Genomic DNA, 17,244 nt, shown 5'->3' with positions numbered 1-17,244 from the left:
ATAACAAATGAGTTCGCCTAAATAACAAATGAGTTCGCCAAAATAACAAATGAGTCCGCCGAAATAACAAATGCGTTGGCGTAGCCCGCACTTCTCTACGAGACGCTGCGCGTAGCTTGCTTCTCCGTAGGAGTACGAGAAAGCTCAGTGACCACCGCAGGCATCGGCATGATTGCAACAATTTATAGCCGTAGTTACACAGGTTAGGACAGTGTTGATTGCTCAAAGTCTTGAAACAACTGGGTTTTATACTCAGCACTCAGCACTTAGCTATAGCTTTGTCATGCCAGTGTAACGCACCGCAAATCTTTGGTAAATGAAGTTTTTCCGACTTGTGTGTACACCGTTGCTCCTTTTAAAAGAGAGATTTAGAGAGAGGTCAAGATAATTCGTAATTGATAATTCGTAATTGATAATTCGTAATTCGTAATTATTACCCCATACCTAAAAATAGGGGCTTGAATGATGAAGAAATTTATTTTTTTTCATTAATAAATTAAGGGGCTTGTACCCTCAATGATTTAATTATTAATTAATTACTAATTAATGAATTCTTAATTACGAATTCCGAATTACGAATTACTAATTATTCGGTCAGACTCTATTGCATACAAACCAGCGATCACTATAACCTAGGTTTTAGAACCCTTTTAACCAAATACAGATTATGAAAAAGCTGATCAACAAGCCGGAAGACTTTGTGCAAGAAAGTCTAGAAGGTATGGCGGTGGCTCATTCTGATTTAATTAAACTGAACTACGATCCTGCCTTTGTCTATCGAGCCAATGCACCTATTCCGGGTAAAGTAGCAATTATTTCAGGTGGTGGCAGTGGACATGAACCAATGCACGCTGGCTTCGTGGGCAAAGGAATGCTTGATGCAGCTTGTCCTGGTGAGGTTTTCACTTCACCGACTCCTGACCAAATGCTAGAAGCAGCCAAGCAAGTAGATGGAGGCTCTGGTATCCTTTATATCGTCAAAAATTACAGTGGCGATGTGATGAACTTTGAGATGGCAACGGAATTAGCCCGTGGTGAAGGCATTCGATCGCTAAATATTTTAATTGATGACGATGTAGCAGTGAAAGATAGTCTCTATACCCAAGGACGACGGGGTGTGGGAACAACAATACTGGCGGAAAAAATTTGTGGTGCGGCGGCTGAGGCAGGGTATGATTTGCCACAAATAGCAAATTTGTGTCGCCGAGTAAATCTGAATGGGCGGAGTATGGGAATTGCTCTAACATCTTGTACAGTACCAGCTAATGGAACGCCGACATTTGAATTGAGCGATCGCGAAATCGAATTAGGTATCGGTATCCACGGTGAGCCAGGAATAGAACGTACAGCTATAAAATCAGTAGATGAGATTACCGAAATTTTGACGCGATCGCTCCTTGAGGATGCAGCATACAGCCGCACACTGCGCGAGTGGGATGAAGACAAAGAAGAATGGGTAGATGTAGAGCTAACAAGTCTACCATTTGCCAAAGGCGATCGCTTATTAGCCTTCGTCAATAGTATGGGCGGAACTCCGATTTCTGAACTGTATATTGTTTACCGCAAACTCGCCCAAATCTGCGAACAGCAAGGATTGCAAATTGTGCGAAACTTGATTGGGCCTTATATTACATCTCTAGAAATGCAAGGTTGCTCCATTACCCTGCTGAAATTAGATGATGAGATGATCCGGCTATGGGATGCACCAGTCAAAACACCAAGTTGGTGCTGGGGAATTTCATAATTACGAATTACGAATTATGTTGACTCAAGCGCAGATATTACAATGGTTGCAGGCTTATGCAACCGAGATAGAGCAGAATAAAGCATATTTGACAGAATTAGATGCTGCGATCGGAGATGCTGACCACGGGATCAATATGGATCGTGGCTTCAAAAAGGTAAGCGCTCAGTTACCAGCTCTTACAAACAAGGACATCAGCAGCATTCTTAAAGCTGTGAGTATCACCTTGATTTCTTCTATTGGCGGAGCTAGTGGCCCTCTTTATGGCACCTGGTTTTTACGAGCCAGTACAGCAGTAGTTGGTAAGCAAGAATTAACAGAACAAGATGTTTTAGGAATACTCCAAGCAGGCTTAGACGGCGTGCTGCAACGTGGCAAAGCGCAACTAGGAGAAAAAACGATGGTGGATGTACTGTCTCCATCTGTAGCCGCTTTTGGGCAAGCTGTAGAAGAAAGTAAGGGAACGGTGGAAGCCATGCAACAGGCTGTAGTAGCAGCTCAAAAAGGATTGCAAGAAACTATACCGATGCAAGCGAAAAAGGGACGGGCTAGCTACCTCGGAGAACGGAGTATCGGACATCCAGATCCAGGAGGGACTTCTGCTTATTTGATGTTGAAGAGTTTGTTAGAGGTGTTGGAAAGTTCTGGGGAATAACGCTGGCTGTATCAGATAAATGGCTCACTACAAATGTTTCCACAAGCTACGTCTTCGCATCTATCTTAGGCGATCGCGGTTTTCTAAACTTCAGTAAATATCTCATGCATCACTCAAGAGCGACAGTTTTAGCTGTGGTTTTAATCTTTTTCGGAATAATAGTATTAAGTCATACACCAATCAGTGTAATGGCGCATGAAAAAGTAGAAGCTGAGAGCATAGCCTACATGTCATCTTTTAAATCAAACAGTAACAATACCGTTCAAGTAGATGGAATTCAATTTGAAACGGTGATGTCTGAGCGTATACTGCGAATTCCATCAAAGCTGTCTGATGCTAAAACTCAGGTTCAGTTTGGCATTCGTATCACTAATAATACAGAAACTCCTCAACATTTTCTACTCTTCTTTATACGCCCAGAATTCTTCCAAGCTAATAAACAAAAATTGCCACGGTTTGGTCCTAATGTAAATGGGAGCTATAATCCCCACCTATCTAACTTTCAATTATTGATGCCCGGAAAAAGCTTGTCTCTTCTATTGGAAGGGTATTTTTACTGGGAGAGCAATAAACTGAAGTTTGTATTTATTGAAAAAAATCGTTCCCATTGAATATTCAGTGATTTTAATCATGGCAGATATTGGGTTCAGTTTACTTATGAAAATCAATACCCAGCATGGGAGCAGAGAGGCGGTTGGAGTGACCCTATAGATTTAAAGCCAGTATGGGAGGAACAAATTTACAACAACTCTAGAAGTGACATTAACAAGATAGAACATGTCTGGGTAGGTGAGGTACATACACATCCTATTGAGTTTCATTTAACTATGCATTGAACTGAATTATATCTCTGATTTCCATTTTGATTAACGCAAATAATACTAATATATCGCAGTATTTTTTTGCAACAATGCAATCAAAATCTTATTTATTTACTGCAATTGCGCTAACAATTTTAGCCATATTTAACACTCAATCAAGCTATGCTGTCTCTATTATTTATGAAGAAGATTAGAAAATAATATCAGTTTTGACAAAGTTACATAGCGATTGAAGAAGAATTTACAATCCAGAGAGAACTCTCTTGTGCGGCTTGCAGCACCACTCAGAAGTTCAGAGAATCAGAATCACTCTTCCTGGGGGATTGGGATCACCCACTTCGTAGTAGGTGAGTTTGTCATAGACATTGCCTAAAAATTCCAACTTATCTAATTATCTGATTCACAACAGATGTACTCTGAATACGCCATTTCCCTCGTTCTCGAATCAAATCGTACCGAACTCGCAAATTCTCGTTAGAAGAGTTTTTATACTGACCATTTTCATATAACTGCGTCGCTTCCTTCACCGTAGCTACGACTGCGGCACGATCTGCAAATAAATCAATTTTCTCTACAGATTCCACCTTTATGCTATGGTCGTACTTGCGATAGCGATTGTCAGACCTAGCCTGTTGAGCAATCACCCGCCATTGAGACAAAGCTGAACCAGTTAAAATCTGCTCTAAATTATTAATCTCATGATTCGGCCCTAAAGCTTCGGCTTTAGTAGATAGCCAAGTGCGAATGATTTCCTCTGCCGCTGCATCTGTTAAAGGGCCATCTAGTCCTTGTGGTTTATTTGGATCGGGAATAGATATTGGTGGTTGATTTATTTGTACAAACAACTGTGAAGTAGGTACAGATCGTGTAGGAAAAAACAGATTTTTTAACCATCCAAAAGTTGTTGTGGCTAATACCCAGAAAACTAATAGACTCACCAAAGAAATAAACACTCTCCATACCAGGCGTGTTTTCCCTTCGATGGTGTTAGCAAAAGTTCGCCGCCGCCGAGGACGACGAGAATGGGGACGATTATTCGGTAGACGCTCCCGAATAGCAGATGGAGTAGGTTTTCTGCGTCGACGCTTTTGGTTATGAGCAGGTGTAGCACTTTTAGCTGAACCGTTCAAATGTTGATTAGTGCCTCTGCTCGTCCGTTCAGCAGCAGGAACCTCTGATTTTACACTCCCAGATGAATTCCACATAGGTGGTGAGAAGTTTGAATATTCGGGTGTTTCTGGCAAATCTAGGTCAGGTGTTCTGCTGTGGTTAAATTGCCTTGGAGTCCTAGTTGAATTCTTAGGGAAAGGCGAATTATTTGTCTGTGGCTGGGGAAAATTTTGGGGGTTAATTACAGCCCACTCATTAGTTGTTTCTGCATCTGTTGGCAGTGCTTCTAAATAAGCTTGTACCTGTTGGTTAGCAAAGTAATCTTTTAGAAAAGCTTGCTGGTTTGCTAAATCTCGAAAATGGGGAAATACTTCGTGTTGCAACCACTGTTCTGCATATAGACACAGCCCTGGTAACAAATCTGGAGAATCTTGAGATTTTTCTCTAATAAAAGCTAAAGCTTCGTACTCCTGACTAAGTTCTAAAACCCGAGTTGCTTCTTCAGTTTGTCCCAAAAGTAACGCACATAAAGACTGTTCTAAATGTACATCTTGGCGCTTACTCAAACGTATGAGCATTTGCCTTGCTTGACGAATTAAAGCAGGTTGCCGTTGAGCAAATCCCCGTGCTATCAAGGCATAAACAGCTAAGTAAGTGGCAACAGCAGAAGGACGTTTGCTTTGGGCTTCAAATAACTTGTGCTGCTCGGCGACTGTTAAGTGGTTGCGTAACTGCTGGATAAATCGCAGAAAGTCATCTATATTTAAACCAGAATCATCATTGTTTGTGCCATCAATCCCGCCACGATCTTCTAAGAGGTTTTGCAATAATTCCAAACCTTGGCTTCGTTCGGCAGTCTTTTCTTGAGGTAATGCCAGCAACTCTAAAATTCGATATGGTCGCAATTTATAAAGATCCGCCTGAATTTCTACCTGAACACTGGCGAACAACCCTTCGCGTACTAGTAGTTCTTGACCAGTTTCTAGAGATATGGCGGCATTTTCATAGTGACCTTGCTGCCACTGTTCGCGACCTAATTCTAGACAAGCAAGGGCGACAGTGAGAACAACATCTGGATGTTCAGCACTTTCATGTATTTCTTCGTCTGCTAAATTATTGCCTTTTCTTGCACTTGTAGCACCATTTTTATTTACCAGGTACGGACGACCTAGTTTTAGTACAAGTTCGTATTCCCCCAACTCTTGCAAAATTAATAAAGCGCCCACTAATTCGTCTTGAGTAATTTCGATACCCAGACTTTGGGTATCACTACCCCTTTTGGTGCTTTCTGGACGATTTTCCAGTGCTACTGCAGCAGCAGCAAGGTTATCAGGGTCATAGGCGTGGGTAAGATAAAGCTGATCGTAGGTACTGCGTTGTTTTGGATCTGATAAAACCACGTAAGCTTCTTCTATGAGTTGTTTACGAGAAGAAATTGCTGCCTGAGAATACTCACGTCGTGGCAATTGTACAATGCGATCGCTGTATGCCTGCCGCAATTGTTCATCACTTGCCGCTAACGGTAGTCCTAAAATTCGGTAGTAATCTAGCGGAATTCGCACAGCCTACTTCCTCTGCACCGTGATCAACATAATTCACCTAGAGCGTTCCAGGCCTGTAAAACCGTGCCATAAAAATGCCGTATAGAATTTACTCTACAAGTGTATATTGCAACAACTTGTTTTGTACCTTCCCGAAATTTTGAGTCACATTTTAGTACTAATTTTTTGCTTTCGCCTAGAAAGCCTCAATTGTTTGTTTTAATTCTTAGTATTTTTGTTTAACACAAATATTATCAGCCTTCGATACCACAAACCACAACTACCGCTTTTTATCACGGCATAATTGTTGTGGCTGGAAGAATCTATTGATGATTGATTTGTTTGGGACTTTCCCACTATGCAGTAACAAAAATACCACTATTGGGGATTTAACCTGATAACAGGAGAAAAAATCATATCATAATTTACTCTTCATTACAATTACCTATTTGGGTATTATAAATTTTTATCTCCTTTTTTTTAAATTGTTAATGGATATGCAGAAAGCAGTCTATCTTGATTGCTAGTCTGTGAAGGGGAATATTCAGGAGTGCTGAGTTTTGTTAGCGGATAGCTAAGGTTTAGCCCGTGCTGAGTTCTGAGTAAGAAGTAATAAGTAAGACGTAGGACTTGTGAATCTTTTCCTAAGTACTCACTACTCGTAACTGATTTGATGCCTAATCGGTCTAATTTTACTTTTTACTCAGCACTCAGCACTGTTTCAGTGAGAGAGAAAACCTAAAGTGGCAGATATTGCCGTTAGAGTCAAATCCTCACAGGGTATGAGCTGAAAAGTTAAAAATCAAAAATTAAAAATTCAGCTATTCCCTAAGACCCTTTTTTGGTGCATAAATAAAGTTTGATTGTTGAGTCTTACAAACGCTAGCCTGTTAAAAGCTGAGGTGTTATCAGACCAACTTATTTAAGACCGTAACTTTAAAGTTGTATAACAGGGATACTCAAAAATAATGGTTCAAGAGCGTACTTTACCCACTTTTAATCCTGCTACTACGCAAATTACTAAGGAAGAAGGGTTACGGTTGTATGAGGACATGGTATTGGGGCGCTTGTTTGAAGACAAGTGCGCTGAAATGTACTACAGGGGCAAGATGTTTGGTTTTGTCCATTTGTACAACGGTCAAGAAGCCGTTTGCAGTGGTGTTGTACAGTCAATGCGACCGGGTGAAGATTTCGTTTGTAGTACCTACCGCGACCACGTTCATGCTCTGAGTGCAGGTGTACCAGCAAAAGAGGTAATGGCAGAATTATTTGGTAAAGCCACAGGTTGCAGCAAAGGGCGCGGTGGTTCCATGCACATGTTTTCTGCCGAACATCGCTTGCTCGGTGGCTATGCTTTTGTGGCTGAGGGAATTCCTGTAGCAGCTGGAGCCGCTTTTCAAACCAAATACCGCCGCGAAGTGCTGGGAGATAAAAATGCTGACCAAGTTACAGCTTGCTTTTTTGGCGACGGTGCAGCTAATAACGGTCAGTTTTTTGAGACGCTAAATATGGCAGCCCTATGGAAACTGCCAATTCTGTTTGTAGTCGAAAATAATAAGTGGGCTATTGGGATGTCTCACGAACGAGCCACTTCCCAGCCAGAGATTTATAAAAAAGCCAGTGTGTTTAACATGGTGGGTGTGGAAGTAGATGGTATGGATGTACTAGCAGTACGAGCCGTGGCCCAAGAAGCTGTAGCCCGTGCCCGTGCAGGTGAAGGCCCAACATTAATTGAGGCGCTTACCTACCGCTTCCGGGGTCACTCCTTGGCAGACCCAGATGAAATGCGAAGCAAAGCGGAGAAAGAATTTTGGTTTGCCCGTGACCCAATTAAGAAGTTGGCAGCTTATTTGCTGGAGCAAAATCTGGCGGATGAGGGAGAAATCAAAGCCATTGACCGTAAAATTCAGGATGTAATCGACGAGGCAGTTAAGTTCGCCGAAAGTAGCCCTGAACCAGACCCCAGCGAGTTATATCGTTTCGTTTTTGCAGAAGACGAATAAACAGTGCTGAGTTATGAGTGCTGAGTGCTGAGTACTTTTTATTTTACTCAGCACTCAGCACTAGGTACTCAGCACTCCACCTTACCCAGGACTAAAATTTGTGTTTAGCATTGCAGTTCAACAGCAACAGTACAAAACCTATATTCTTTCGGACGAAGCCGCTGGTTCTCAATTGGAAGTCGTACCCGAACGCGGCGGTATCATTACCCGTTGGCGTCTTCAAGGGCAAGAAATTTTCTACCTGGATACTGAACGCTTTACTCATCCTGAGTTGAGTGTCAGAGGTGGGAATCCAATTTTGTTTCCTATTTGTGGCAATCTACCAGATAATAGTTACACTCATAACGGTCGAAAATATACTCTCAAGCAACACGGTTTTGCTCGTGAATTGCCGTGGTCAGTAACAGAACAAAAAACTAAAGATCAAGCTAGCCTGACTATCGTTCTGAATAGTAATGAGCAAACCAAGGCTGTTTATCCTTTTGATTTTCAACTGGCTTTCACCTACGAACTTCAAGGTAATACCCTAGAAGTCCGCCAGCAGTATAAAAATTTGTCATCCACACCAATGCCCTTTTCAGCTGGTTTCCATCCCTACTTTCTCTGTGGTGATAAAACTCAGCTAGAGCTTGAAATTCCTTCTAAGCAATATCAAGACAATCAAACTAAGGAAATTCACTCTTTTAACGGCAATTTTGACTTTAGCCGTGATGAAATTGATTTTGCCTTTGGACAGTTAACGAGTCAATCAGCCACTGCCATAGATCGCAGCCGTAAGTTAAAACTTACCTTAGATTATGATGATTTCTCTACCTACCTGGTATTTTGGACAGTCAAAGGCAAAGAATTCTACTGTCTAGAACCGTGGAGTGCCACTCGTAACTCTCTCAATACTGGTGATAACCTGACTGTATTAGCACCAGGAGCTAGCCATACAGCATCTGTAAGGTTGACTGCCAATTTTTTCTAAACCCCTTTACAAATCTACAGATTTATATGCTATGATTGCAAAGTTGCGAAATGCAACGAAAGGGTCGCTAACTCAACGGTAGAGTACTCGGCTTTTAACCGATTAGTTCCGGGTTCGAATCCCGGGCGACCCATATTCAAGGAAAAAATGCTTGCTAAGTCTTTGAGGATAAAAGTCGAGGCTAGGTCTATCGCTATCAAAAAAATTGTGAATGCGATCGCTCTGGGTAATAAAAGATTTTCGGATGAGCGATCGCTTTTTTTGAAGATAAAAGAAAGATTACAGATTAATCGAAATTAACTGAGTTGGCTGCCTATTTCAGTGATTTTAGGGCCACTTCTGCGATCAAATTAACTGAATTGGCTGCCTATTTCAGTGATTTTAGGGCCACTTCTGCGATCGCGGCTTTTAGATACTGCTTTATCATTGTTCGTTGTTAGACAGACACATTTCTCAGTATTATTTCGTAGTTTTTTCAGAAATAAAATATGATTCCTATAGTACATACGTATAAGACGTAAGTTATAAAAATTTAAATGTTAATTATTTAATACTTAAGGGAATACTAATTAAAGTTGTGTAAAGCTGACTATTTTCCTTTTGTAAAACCAAAAAAAGAGTATTTGGAACAGACAATAGTCAAAAATTTGGGTGTGCCCTTTATCTATTAATTTAGGAAGTAAATTAATATGGAAAATTTGACAAGCGAGCAAGCTGAAGAAGCTTTGTTTCGCCTAGCAGCAATTGTAGAGTCCTCAGAGGATGCTATTATCAGCAAAACCTTAGATGGAATAATTGTTAGCTGGAATCTTGGTGCAGAAAGAATATTTGGCTATAAGGTAAAAGAAGTACTTGGTCAACATGGGACAATACTTATTCCTCTCGATCGCATCAACGAGGAAGCCCAAATTCTTCAGAAATTGAGGCAAGGAGAACGAGTTGAACATTTTGAAACCGTGCGTCAACACAAAGATGGGACACTGATTGATATCTCGTTGACAATTTCTCCGATTAAAAATCCGACAGGTACAATCATTGGTGTCTCTAAAATTGCTCGTGATATCAGTACTCGTAAACAAATTGAAAAAGCTTTGCAAGATTCAGAAGCTCAACTGCGTCAGAAAGCAATTGAGTTGGAAACTACCTTACTTGAACTAAAGCGAACGCAAACTCAGCTAGTGCAAAATGAGAAAATGTCTAGTTTAGGGCAGTTAGTCGCTGGGATGGCGCATGAAATTAATAACCCAGTGAACTTCATCTATACTAACCTCAAGCCTGCCAATGAGTATATTCAAGACCTATTAAGATTGCTACGGTTGTATCAAAAGTATTATCCCAGACCAGTAGCGGAAATCCAGTACGAAAGCGAGGAGATAGACCTAGATTTCCTGGTAGGAGATTTGCCCAAGTTACTTTCCTCAATGGAAGTCGGAGCAGTGCGGATTCAAACGATTGTGCGCTCTTTACGGAACTTCTCCCGTATGGACGAGGCTGAGATCAAACAGGTCAATATCCATGAGGGCATTGATAGTACGCTGATGATTTTGCAGCATCGCCTGAAAGGCAAGTTTGACCAGGAAATTAAAGTGGTTAAGAATTATGGCAACCTACCGCTGGTTGAGTGCAAAGCTTCTCAACTGAACCAAGTGTTTATGAATATCATTTGTAATGCAATCGATGCCCTTGAAGAACGAGACCAACAGCGTACGTTTAGTGAGATTGAGCAACAGCCCAGTCAAATTCTGATTTGTACTAAGATGCTTGATTCACATCATGTACAGATTCGGATTGTAGATAACGGTCTTGGTATCTCAAAATTCGCTCAAGAACGATTGTTTGACCCATTCTTTACCACTAAACCAGTTGGAAAGGGGACTGGATTGGGGTTGTCGATTAGCTACCAGATTGTTACCGAGAAGCATAATGGCTCATTGCGGTGCTATTCCATACCCGATGAGGAAACCGAGTTTGTGATTGAGATCCCGATTCGACAAAACTATCTAAACAATGTTTTATAAATTTAGGTATCTAAGTTTTATTTTAGTGCAGAACTTTTCGGTCTACTGAATTTGAAGACTTAGAAAGAGCGATCTCTAATCGTTCATTTAGGAAATGCGATCGCTTTTAATTTGAATTGAGATTTTACAGATGGTTTGGGTGCGATCGCGATCTCGTAGCAGTAGCATCTGGTAGAAAAGCGTTCCCAGCCGTCGTCTGCGTTCACCTTCAGTCAGCAATCTAGGATACAGAGCTACCAAATGCCTTTAAACATAGGGTAGCTTACCATACAGTAGAATAGGTGAAGTATAGGGCATGTTTATGAGCGATGGCGTAAACTTTTTCAACATAGACACACGACACTAGTTATAATTTCCTATAAGTTGAAAAAACTCTTAAGATTTAGCGTAATGATTACGCTTCTTTCAGACCGACTAGCTGACAACCACATTAGGAGGACTATCTATGGCGCTTGTACCACTGCGGCTGCTGTTGGATCACGCAGCTGAAAACGGTTACGGCATCCCAGCTTTCAACGTTAACAATTTGGAGCAGATTCAGGCGATCCTGAAGGCTGCTGTCGAGACAGATAGCCCCGTAATTTTACAAGCTTCACGCGGCGCTCGTAATTATGCAGGAGAAAACTTCCTCCGCCACCTGATTTTGGCGGCGGTAGAAACCTATCCTCATATTCCCATTGTCATGCACCAAGATCATGGTAATGCGCCTGCTACCTGCTACTCAGCAATTAAGAACAACTTCACCAGCGTGATGATGGATGGTTCTTTAGAAGCTGATGCTAAAACTCCCGCTAGCTTCGAGTACAACGTCAGTGTTACCCGCGAAGTTGTAAACGTAGCTCATGCTCTGGGTGTCAGTGTTGAAGGTGAACTCGGTTGTTTGGGTTCTCTAGAAACTGGTGCTGGTGAAGCTGAAGATGGTCACGGGTTTGAAGGTACACTCGACCACTCACAGCTGCTAACCGACCCCGATGAAGCTGTTGACTTCGTAGAAGCAACCCAAGTAGACGCTTTAGCTGTTGCCATTGGCACAAGCCACGGTGCTTACAAGTTTACCCGCAAGCCAACCGGGGAAATTTTGGCAATCAGCCGCATTGAAGAAATTCACCGCCGTTTGCCCAACACTCACTTAGTAATGCACGGTTCATCCTCTGTACCAGAAGATTTACTTGCGCTGATTAACCAGTATGGTGGTGCAATTCCTGAAACCTACGGTGTACCTGTAGAAGAAATCCAAAAAGGTATTAAGAGTGGTGTACGTAAAGTAAACATTGACACCGACAACCGTTTGGCAATTACTGCTGCTGTGCGTGAAGCTTTGGCTAAAAAACCAGAGGAGTTCGACCCCCGTCACTTCCTCAAGCCTTCTATTACATACATGCAGAAAGTTTGTGCTGAACGCTATCAGCAATTTGGCACAGCCGGCAATGCAAGCAAGATTAAGCAAATTTCTTTGGAAGATTTTGCTGCTAAGTATGCTAAAGGTGAACTTAACGTTGTTACCAAATCAGCTGCTAAAGTTTAATTTTGACAACAAATAAATAGGGAGACATTACTGCTATGCTCCTCAAAAACTGAGGTTTTTAATGTTGTCAGAAACCGGGTGTTTACCCGGTTTTTTGTTTTATTCATTCAGGTGTGGGAATTGGGAATCGGGCATTGGGCATTGGGCATTGGGAACAGACTTGGGGACAAGGGGAAGGGAAAGACTTGTTGCAAGTTCTAACTTTTGTCCCCAAGTCCCCTTGCCTCCCCTGATCCCTTGTTTGTTCTCCAGTCCCCAGTCCTTAGAACATCCGATGTTGTAAAGAGGGCATTTGACGCCGGACTTGTTCTAGCCTAGTGGGCTTGATTTCTGCGATCGCAATTCCCGGTTTTTCTCCCGCATCGGCTAAAATTACACCCCAAGGGTCAATAATGACGGCGTGACCGTGGGTTAGACGACGGGCGTAGTTATTCCCTGTTTGGGCGGGAGCAATGACGTAGGCGGTATTTTCGATGGCTCTGGCTTGTAGTAGTACTTGCCAGTGGTCTTTACCTGTAAAAGCGGTAAAAGCGGCGGGAATAAAGATAACATCGGCTCCCTTATCTGCCAGATGACGATACAGTTCTGGGAATCGGACATCATAACAAATAGAAAGCCCTAAATTACCGAGCTTTTCTGAAAAATATACGGGGGGCAGTTGCGTACCAGCCACAACCGTGCTGGATTCGCGATAGGTGTTGCCGTCGGGGACATCAACATCAAATAGGTGTACTTTGTAGTAGCGGGAAAGTTCTTGACCGCTGGGGTCGATGAGTAGAGTTGTGTTATAAACTTTACCTGTATTATCTACTGGAAGTGGAAAGCTGCCGCCCAAGATGGTAATTTGAAAGCGTTGAGCCATTTTTTTGAGAAACTTTTCACTTTCAAGAGCGATCGCATCACCTTGTGCGAGTTTATCTTTTTCTTCTCCCATATAGGAAAAGTTTTCTGGCAAACCTACCAATTCAGCACCTCGACGCACGGCAAGCTCTATTAATTCTTCTGCCTGCGCCAAATTTTTGTGTAAATCGGGCACACTGGTCAATTGAATAGCCGCGGCTAAATAAGACTTCATAGATTCAACAACGAATAGTTGATTTATGGAAAAGAGATTATCAAAATATATCGCTACTTCAACATTTGTGGAACTTAATTAGAAATGCGTCAGCATTGCTTTTCTTTAACACACTGGTTTTATTACTGAGCTTAATCTTCCTCTGGGTTCTAGCAAACTGAGCAAGATAAAGATTAGGTTGTGATCAAACCTTGATATAAAGCTGTCTACTGTGGATATTCCTATTCTCATTCAAACATTTATCGCTGTGTTTGTCTTGGCGGATGCTGTGGGCAATATACCGATTGTTTTAGTTTTGACTAAGGGCATGATGCCAGACCAAAGAAACAAAGTTATAGATAAAGCAATTATCATTGCGATCGCAGTTCTTTTGCTATTTGCCTTTGCAGGGCAAATAATTTTAAATTACTTGGAAATCAGTATCGGCTCTTTGCGAATAGCAGGAGGACTATTATTGCTGTTAATTGCTTTGCAAATGCTGCGGGGAGAATTAGATCAGCCAATTATTGAAGAAGGACGCGATGTCGCAATTACTCCACTAGCTTTACCACTGTTAGCGGGGCCGGGGACTTTGACAACGGTGATGTTGCTGATGTCAAAATCACAGAGTCCGCATATTGCTGTGGCAGTGGGTATCGTAGGGGCAATGTTTATCACTTGGTTGATTTTGCGTTTAGCAAATCTGATTGACCAGTGGATTGGTGCAGAAGGTGGAGTAATTGTGACTCAACTTTTGGGTTTTCTGTTGGCGGCGCTAGCAGTGGAAATTGGTAGTACAGGAATTAGGGAGTTGTTTTTGAGCTAGAAAACTCCTAAAAATATTCGGAATCGGAAAATGTATACAAATGTAAACAAGTTTGATAGACGACAAATTCGCGCCTCTCAAACTTGTTTATGAAAATTAACTTAAAGTTAGAACAAAATGGATAACTCAAGAGGATTTTATTGCCGATTGAGTTTCAAAGATGCTTTTCGAGAGTGGAAGCTAATGTAGTTTTAGGCACAGCGCCGACCACCATATCCACTTTTTGTCCACCCTTAAAAATCATTAATGTGGGAATGCTGCGGATGCCGTACTGACTAGCAACATTCGGATTTTCATCTGTGTTGACTTTTACGACCTTTATTTGACCTTTGTACTGTTCGGAGATTTCATCGACAACAGGAGCTACCATACGGCATGGTCCGCACCAGGGTGCCCAAAAGTCAACTAAAACGGGTACATCGCTGTCGAGTACTTCTTGCTTGAAACTAGAATCGGTAACTTGTGCGGCTGTTGACATGCCTAAAACCTTCGCCAATAATATCTGAACTTGGTGAAAATTCTACCATAGCAAAAACCTTAGCTTGGGAGTGCGAGGATGTACATTTGCAAAGAAGCTCTCTTATTTTATTTACAAACATAAGGAACCGCCCGAACAGTAGTCCGGGCGGAGTGTGGTGTGAGGAGTGAACGGAAACATGCGTCTCCGCTATCTCTATTGTAAGCGACATATCGGATTTTTCCAGCAATTGTTTAGGGGGCCAGAAAAATTTATTGAATGATTAGGGATTAGGATTAAAATAAATCTTTCCCAGTCCCCAGTCTCCAATTTTATTTCCCCATACCTAATTGTTGAGCTTTTTGGTAAACTTTACCCTCGGTTAATAAAGAAGGTGCAATCACAACTTCCACCTGTTGCATTTCTTTAATATTTTTCACTCCCAAAGTACCCATGCTGGTCTTTAAGGCTCCTAAAAGATTGTGAGTACCATCATCTAGTCCTGCTGGACCAATGAGTATTTGCTCTAGGCTACCAGTGGTGGCTACGCGAATGCGAGTACCACGGGGCAAGACTGGGCTAGGAGTTGCCATACCCCAATGATAACCTCGTCCTGGGCCTTCTGCGGCTCTGGCAAAAGGGGAGCCAATCATCACACCATCAGCACCACAGGCGATGCATTTGCAAATGTCGCCACCGGTGATTAAACCGCCATCAGCAATAATGGGGATATAGTTGCCAGTTTCGTTATAGTAATCATCTCGTGCTGCGGCACAATCTGCGATCGCAGTCGCCTGTGGCACACCTACACCTAATACTCCACGAGAAGTACAAGCCGCACCAGGCCCAATTCCCACCAGTACCCCAGCCGCCCCAGCTTTCAACAAATTCAACGTGACTTCGTAAGTCACGCAATTCCCCAACACCACAGGGATGGGCATGGAACGGCAAAATTCTGCTAAATCAAGTGGTACTAAAGACTCTGGTGACAAATGTGCAGTAGAAACTACCGTAGCCTGGACAAAAAATAAATCTGCTCCCGCTTTTGCCACTACCTCACCATATTTACTTGCACCGGCTGGAGTCGCACTCACTGCGGCAATGCCACCTTGTTGTTTAATTTCCTGAATACGTTGTTCAATTAATTCCGGTTTTATTGGTTCGGCATAGAGTTCTTGCATTAGGGCAACAAATTCATCTTTCCCTACAGAGGTAATCCGATCTAATATTGGCTCTGGGTCGATATAGCGAGTTTGAATACCCTCTAAGTTGAGGACACCTAATGCTCCTAACTGTGACAAACGTACAGCCATACGAACATCTACTACACTATCCATAGCACTAGCAATTATCGGGATTTCTCGCTCAATATTGCCAATACGCCACTTAGTATCTGCCAAACTAGGGTCTAGTGTTCTGTTACCAGGGGCTAGAGCAATTTCATCTATTCCGTAAGCTCTGCGAGCTGTTTTTCCCCGCCCAAGTTGAATTTCCACGCTTTAACTTTACTCAAATCTGTTTAAGCTAGGGTATCAAATTGTGGGAAAAATTGGGGCGTTTTTTCCCGAACCATATTAAGTGACTAGTGACGGCTGTCATTAGTCATTTAGATTTTGAATTGGTCAAAATCCAAAATTAGTTTTATTTACCGTTTATTTTTAGCAGCATCCACACCAGTGTAACCAGTTGCTAACCAAATTATCGCTCTAGCTCCATCACGAATAGATTTTTCAATAGATTCAGGGGGTTTTTCTGACGGAACTGGCACTGGTTTTAAATAAATACCCCGACTACCCAAAATAATTTCGCCAATGATACAAGCCCGGCGCATGTGGAAGTCTGAAGTAATCAAATAAACGCTTTTAATGCCACGAGCTTGCAAATCATCTACCAAAGTAGTAAAATTAGTAACTGTATCTACTGCTTCATAATCCAAGTGTAAACGTTGAGGATCAACACCAGCTTTGGTAAACACTCTTTGGGTGAATGTACGTGGACTGCCGCCTGTAATCCAAATTGGTATATTTTGATGCTCGCGAACAAATTTTGCTGTAAATTTTTCTCGCTCTAAATGTCTGGTTGAACCACCTAACACTACAACTGCTTGCGGCTGCACAAATTGGTTTTGTACTTCTTTGTATCCCCACCACGTAATTATTGGTAGGACAAAAGCCATAAAACGAAAAGATTTATTTGTAAAGAGTAGCTTATTCAAGGCTCAATAACTTAATTTACTTAGTGCACAATTTTCTCTGGATATAAGAAAAAACAATTGATAGTAGAGTAGCAAACTTCTAAAGAATCTGCCCAAATATAAATTTGATTAGTTTTCGTGTAACAGCTCGATTAAGCGTGCCTGGAGTTTTTCCTCTAATTGATGTAATTGATGGATTATCCTAACCGATATCGGACGATTCATCAAAGGGTTCTAACCACTTTATCTAGTAGTTCTCAATTGCACGGAATATATAGCGGTTCTCAGTTGGGTGAAATATAGTAACAGCAGTGGGTAAACCATCC

Annotated in this window: 15 protein-coding genes and 1 tRNA gene; 10 read left to right on the top strand and 6 right to left on the bottom strand. The window is 41.9% G+C overall.

Features of this window, described 5'->3' with window-relative positions:
* Positions 1–667 precede the first annotated feature (667 nt).
* The 3 genes from dhaK (at position 668) to ACFE93_RS29710 (ending at position 3,010) form a co-directional block, all read left to right on the top strand.
* Positions 668–1,744, top strand: coding sequence for a dihydroxyacetone kinase subunit DhaK (gene dhaK, locus ACFE93_RS29720; protein WP_375478917.1), 1,077 nt, complete (start codon positions 668–670; stop codon positions 1,742–1,744).
* 16 nt (positions 1,745–1,760) lie between these two features.
* Positions 1,761–2,399, top strand: a complete 639-nt coding sequence (gene dhaL, locus ACFE93_RS29715) for a dihydroxyacetone kinase subunit DhaL (protein WP_375478919.1) — start codon at positions 1,761–1,763, stop codon at positions 2,397–2,399.
* A 104-nt stretch (positions 2,400–2,503) separates the two neighbouring features.
* Positions 2,504–3,010 carry a hypothetical protein gene (locus ACFE93_RS29710; protein ID WP_375478915.1) on the top strand — a complete coding sequence of 169 codons (507 nt, stop codon included), beginning with the start codon at positions 2,504–2,506 and terminating at the stop codon, positions 3,008–3,010.
* A gap of 593 nt (positions 3,011–3,603) precedes the next feature.
* Here the strand turns inward: ACFE93_RS29710 and ACFE93_RS29705 are convergent.
* Complete coding sequence (locus ACFE93_RS29705) at positions 3,604–5,892, bottom strand: IMS domain-containing protein (RefSeq protein WP_375478913.1); 2,289 nt, start codon at positions 5,890–5,892, stop codon at positions 3,604–3,606.
* A gap of 947 nt (positions 5,893–6,839) precedes the next feature.
* Here ACFE93_RS29705 and pdhA point away from each other — a divergent pair.
* From pdhA to ACFE93_RS29680, 5 genes are all read left to right on the top strand, one after another.
* Positions 6,840–7,874 carry a pyruvate dehydrogenase (acetyl-transferring) E1 component subunit alpha gene (pdhA, locus tag ACFE93_RS29700; protein WP_375478911.1) on the top strand — a complete coding sequence of 345 codons (1,035 nt, stop codon included), beginning with the start codon at positions 6,840–6,842 and terminating at the stop codon, positions 7,872–7,874.
* A 100-nt stretch (positions 7,875–7,974) separates the two neighbouring features.
* Entirely contained in the window at positions 7,975–8,844 is an 870-nt protein-coding gene (locus tag ACFE93_RS29695; protein WP_375478909.1) for an aldose epimerase, read from the top strand.
* A 61-nt stretch (positions 8,845–8,905) separates the two neighbouring features.
* A tRNA-Lys gene (locus ACFE93_RS29690) sits at positions 8,906–8,977 on the top strand.
* A 14-nt stretch (positions 8,978–8,991) separates the two neighbouring features.
* Positions 8,992–9,144 carry a hypothetical protein gene (locus ACFE93_RS29685; protein ID WP_375478907.1) on the top strand — a complete coding sequence of 51 codons (153 nt, stop codon included), beginning with the start codon at positions 8,992–8,994 and terminating at the stop codon, positions 9,142–9,144.
* Between the two features lie 389 nt (positions 9,145–9,533).
* Entirely contained in the window at positions 9,534–10,862 is a 1,329-nt protein-coding gene (locus tag ACFE93_RS29680) for a PAS domain S-box protein (protein ID WP_375478905.1), read from the top strand.
* Between the two features lie 87 nt (positions 10,863–10,949).
* Here the strand turns inward: ACFE93_RS29680 and ACFE93_RS29675 are convergent, their stop codons facing one another.
* Entirely contained in the window at positions 10,950–11,081 is a 132-nt protein-coding gene (locus ACFE93_RS29675) for a hypothetical protein (RefSeq protein ID WP_375478903.1), read from the bottom strand.
* A 226-nt stretch (positions 11,082–11,307) separates the two neighbouring features.
* Here ACFE93_RS29675 and fba point away from each other — a divergent pair, with 226 nt between their 5' ends.
* Entirely contained in the window at positions 11,308–12,387 is a 1,080-nt protein-coding gene (fba, locus tag ACFE93_RS29670; protein WP_229485451.1) for a class II fructose-bisphosphate aldolase, read from the top strand.
* Between the two features lie 262 nt (positions 12,388–12,649).
* Here the strand turns inward: fba and ACFE93_RS29665 are convergent, their stop codons facing one another.
* Positions 12,650–13,462 carry a carbon-nitrogen hydrolase family protein gene (locus ACFE93_RS29665; protein WP_375478901.1) on the bottom strand — a complete coding sequence of 271 codons (813 nt, stop codon included), beginning with the start codon at positions 13,460–13,462 and terminating at the stop codon, positions 12,650–12,652.
* A 211-nt stretch (positions 13,463–13,673) separates the two neighbouring features.
* On the opposite strand from ACFE93_RS29665, the gene ACFE93_RS29660 reads away from it, so the two are divergent.
* Entirely contained in the window at positions 13,674–14,267 is a 594-nt protein-coding gene (locus tag ACFE93_RS29660; RefSeq protein ID WP_334818919.1) for a MarC family protein, read from the top strand.
* Between the two features lie 154 nt (positions 14,268–14,421).
* On the opposite strand, the gene trxA is transcribed toward ACFE93_RS29660, so the two are convergent.
* The 3 genes from trxA to ACFE93_RS29645 all read right to left on the bottom strand — a co-directional run bounded on the left by trxA (position 14,422) and on the right by ACFE93_RS29645 (position 16,900).
* Positions 14,422–14,745: a thioredoxin gene (gene trxA, locus ACFE93_RS29655; protein WP_104909616.1), complete on the bottom strand. Its 324-nt coding sequence runs from the start codon at positions 14,743–14,745 to the stop codon at positions 14,422–14,424.
* 311 nt (positions 14,746–15,056) lie between these two features.
* Entirely contained in the window at positions 15,057–16,220 is a 1,164-nt protein-coding gene (locus tag ACFE93_RS29650) for a GuaB3 family IMP dehydrogenase-related protein (RefSeq protein ID WP_375478898.1), read from the bottom strand.
* A 149-nt stretch (positions 16,221–16,369) separates the two neighbouring features.
* The gene (locus tag ACFE93_RS29645) at positions 16,370–16,900 is read right to left on the bottom strand and encodes a YdcF family protein (RefSeq protein ID WP_375478896.1); all 531 of its coding nucleotides are present in this window, start codon (positions 16,898–16,900) and stop codon (positions 16,370–16,372) included.
* Positions 16,901–17,244: the final 344 nt, after the last annotated feature.

The organism is uncultured Nostoc sp. (assembly GCF_964247315.1).
Taxonomy (GTDB): Bacteria; Cyanobacteriota; Cyanobacteriia; order Cyanobacteriales; family Nostocaceae; genus Nostoc.
This window is presented reverse-complemented; position numbering and strand designations above follow the sequence as displayed.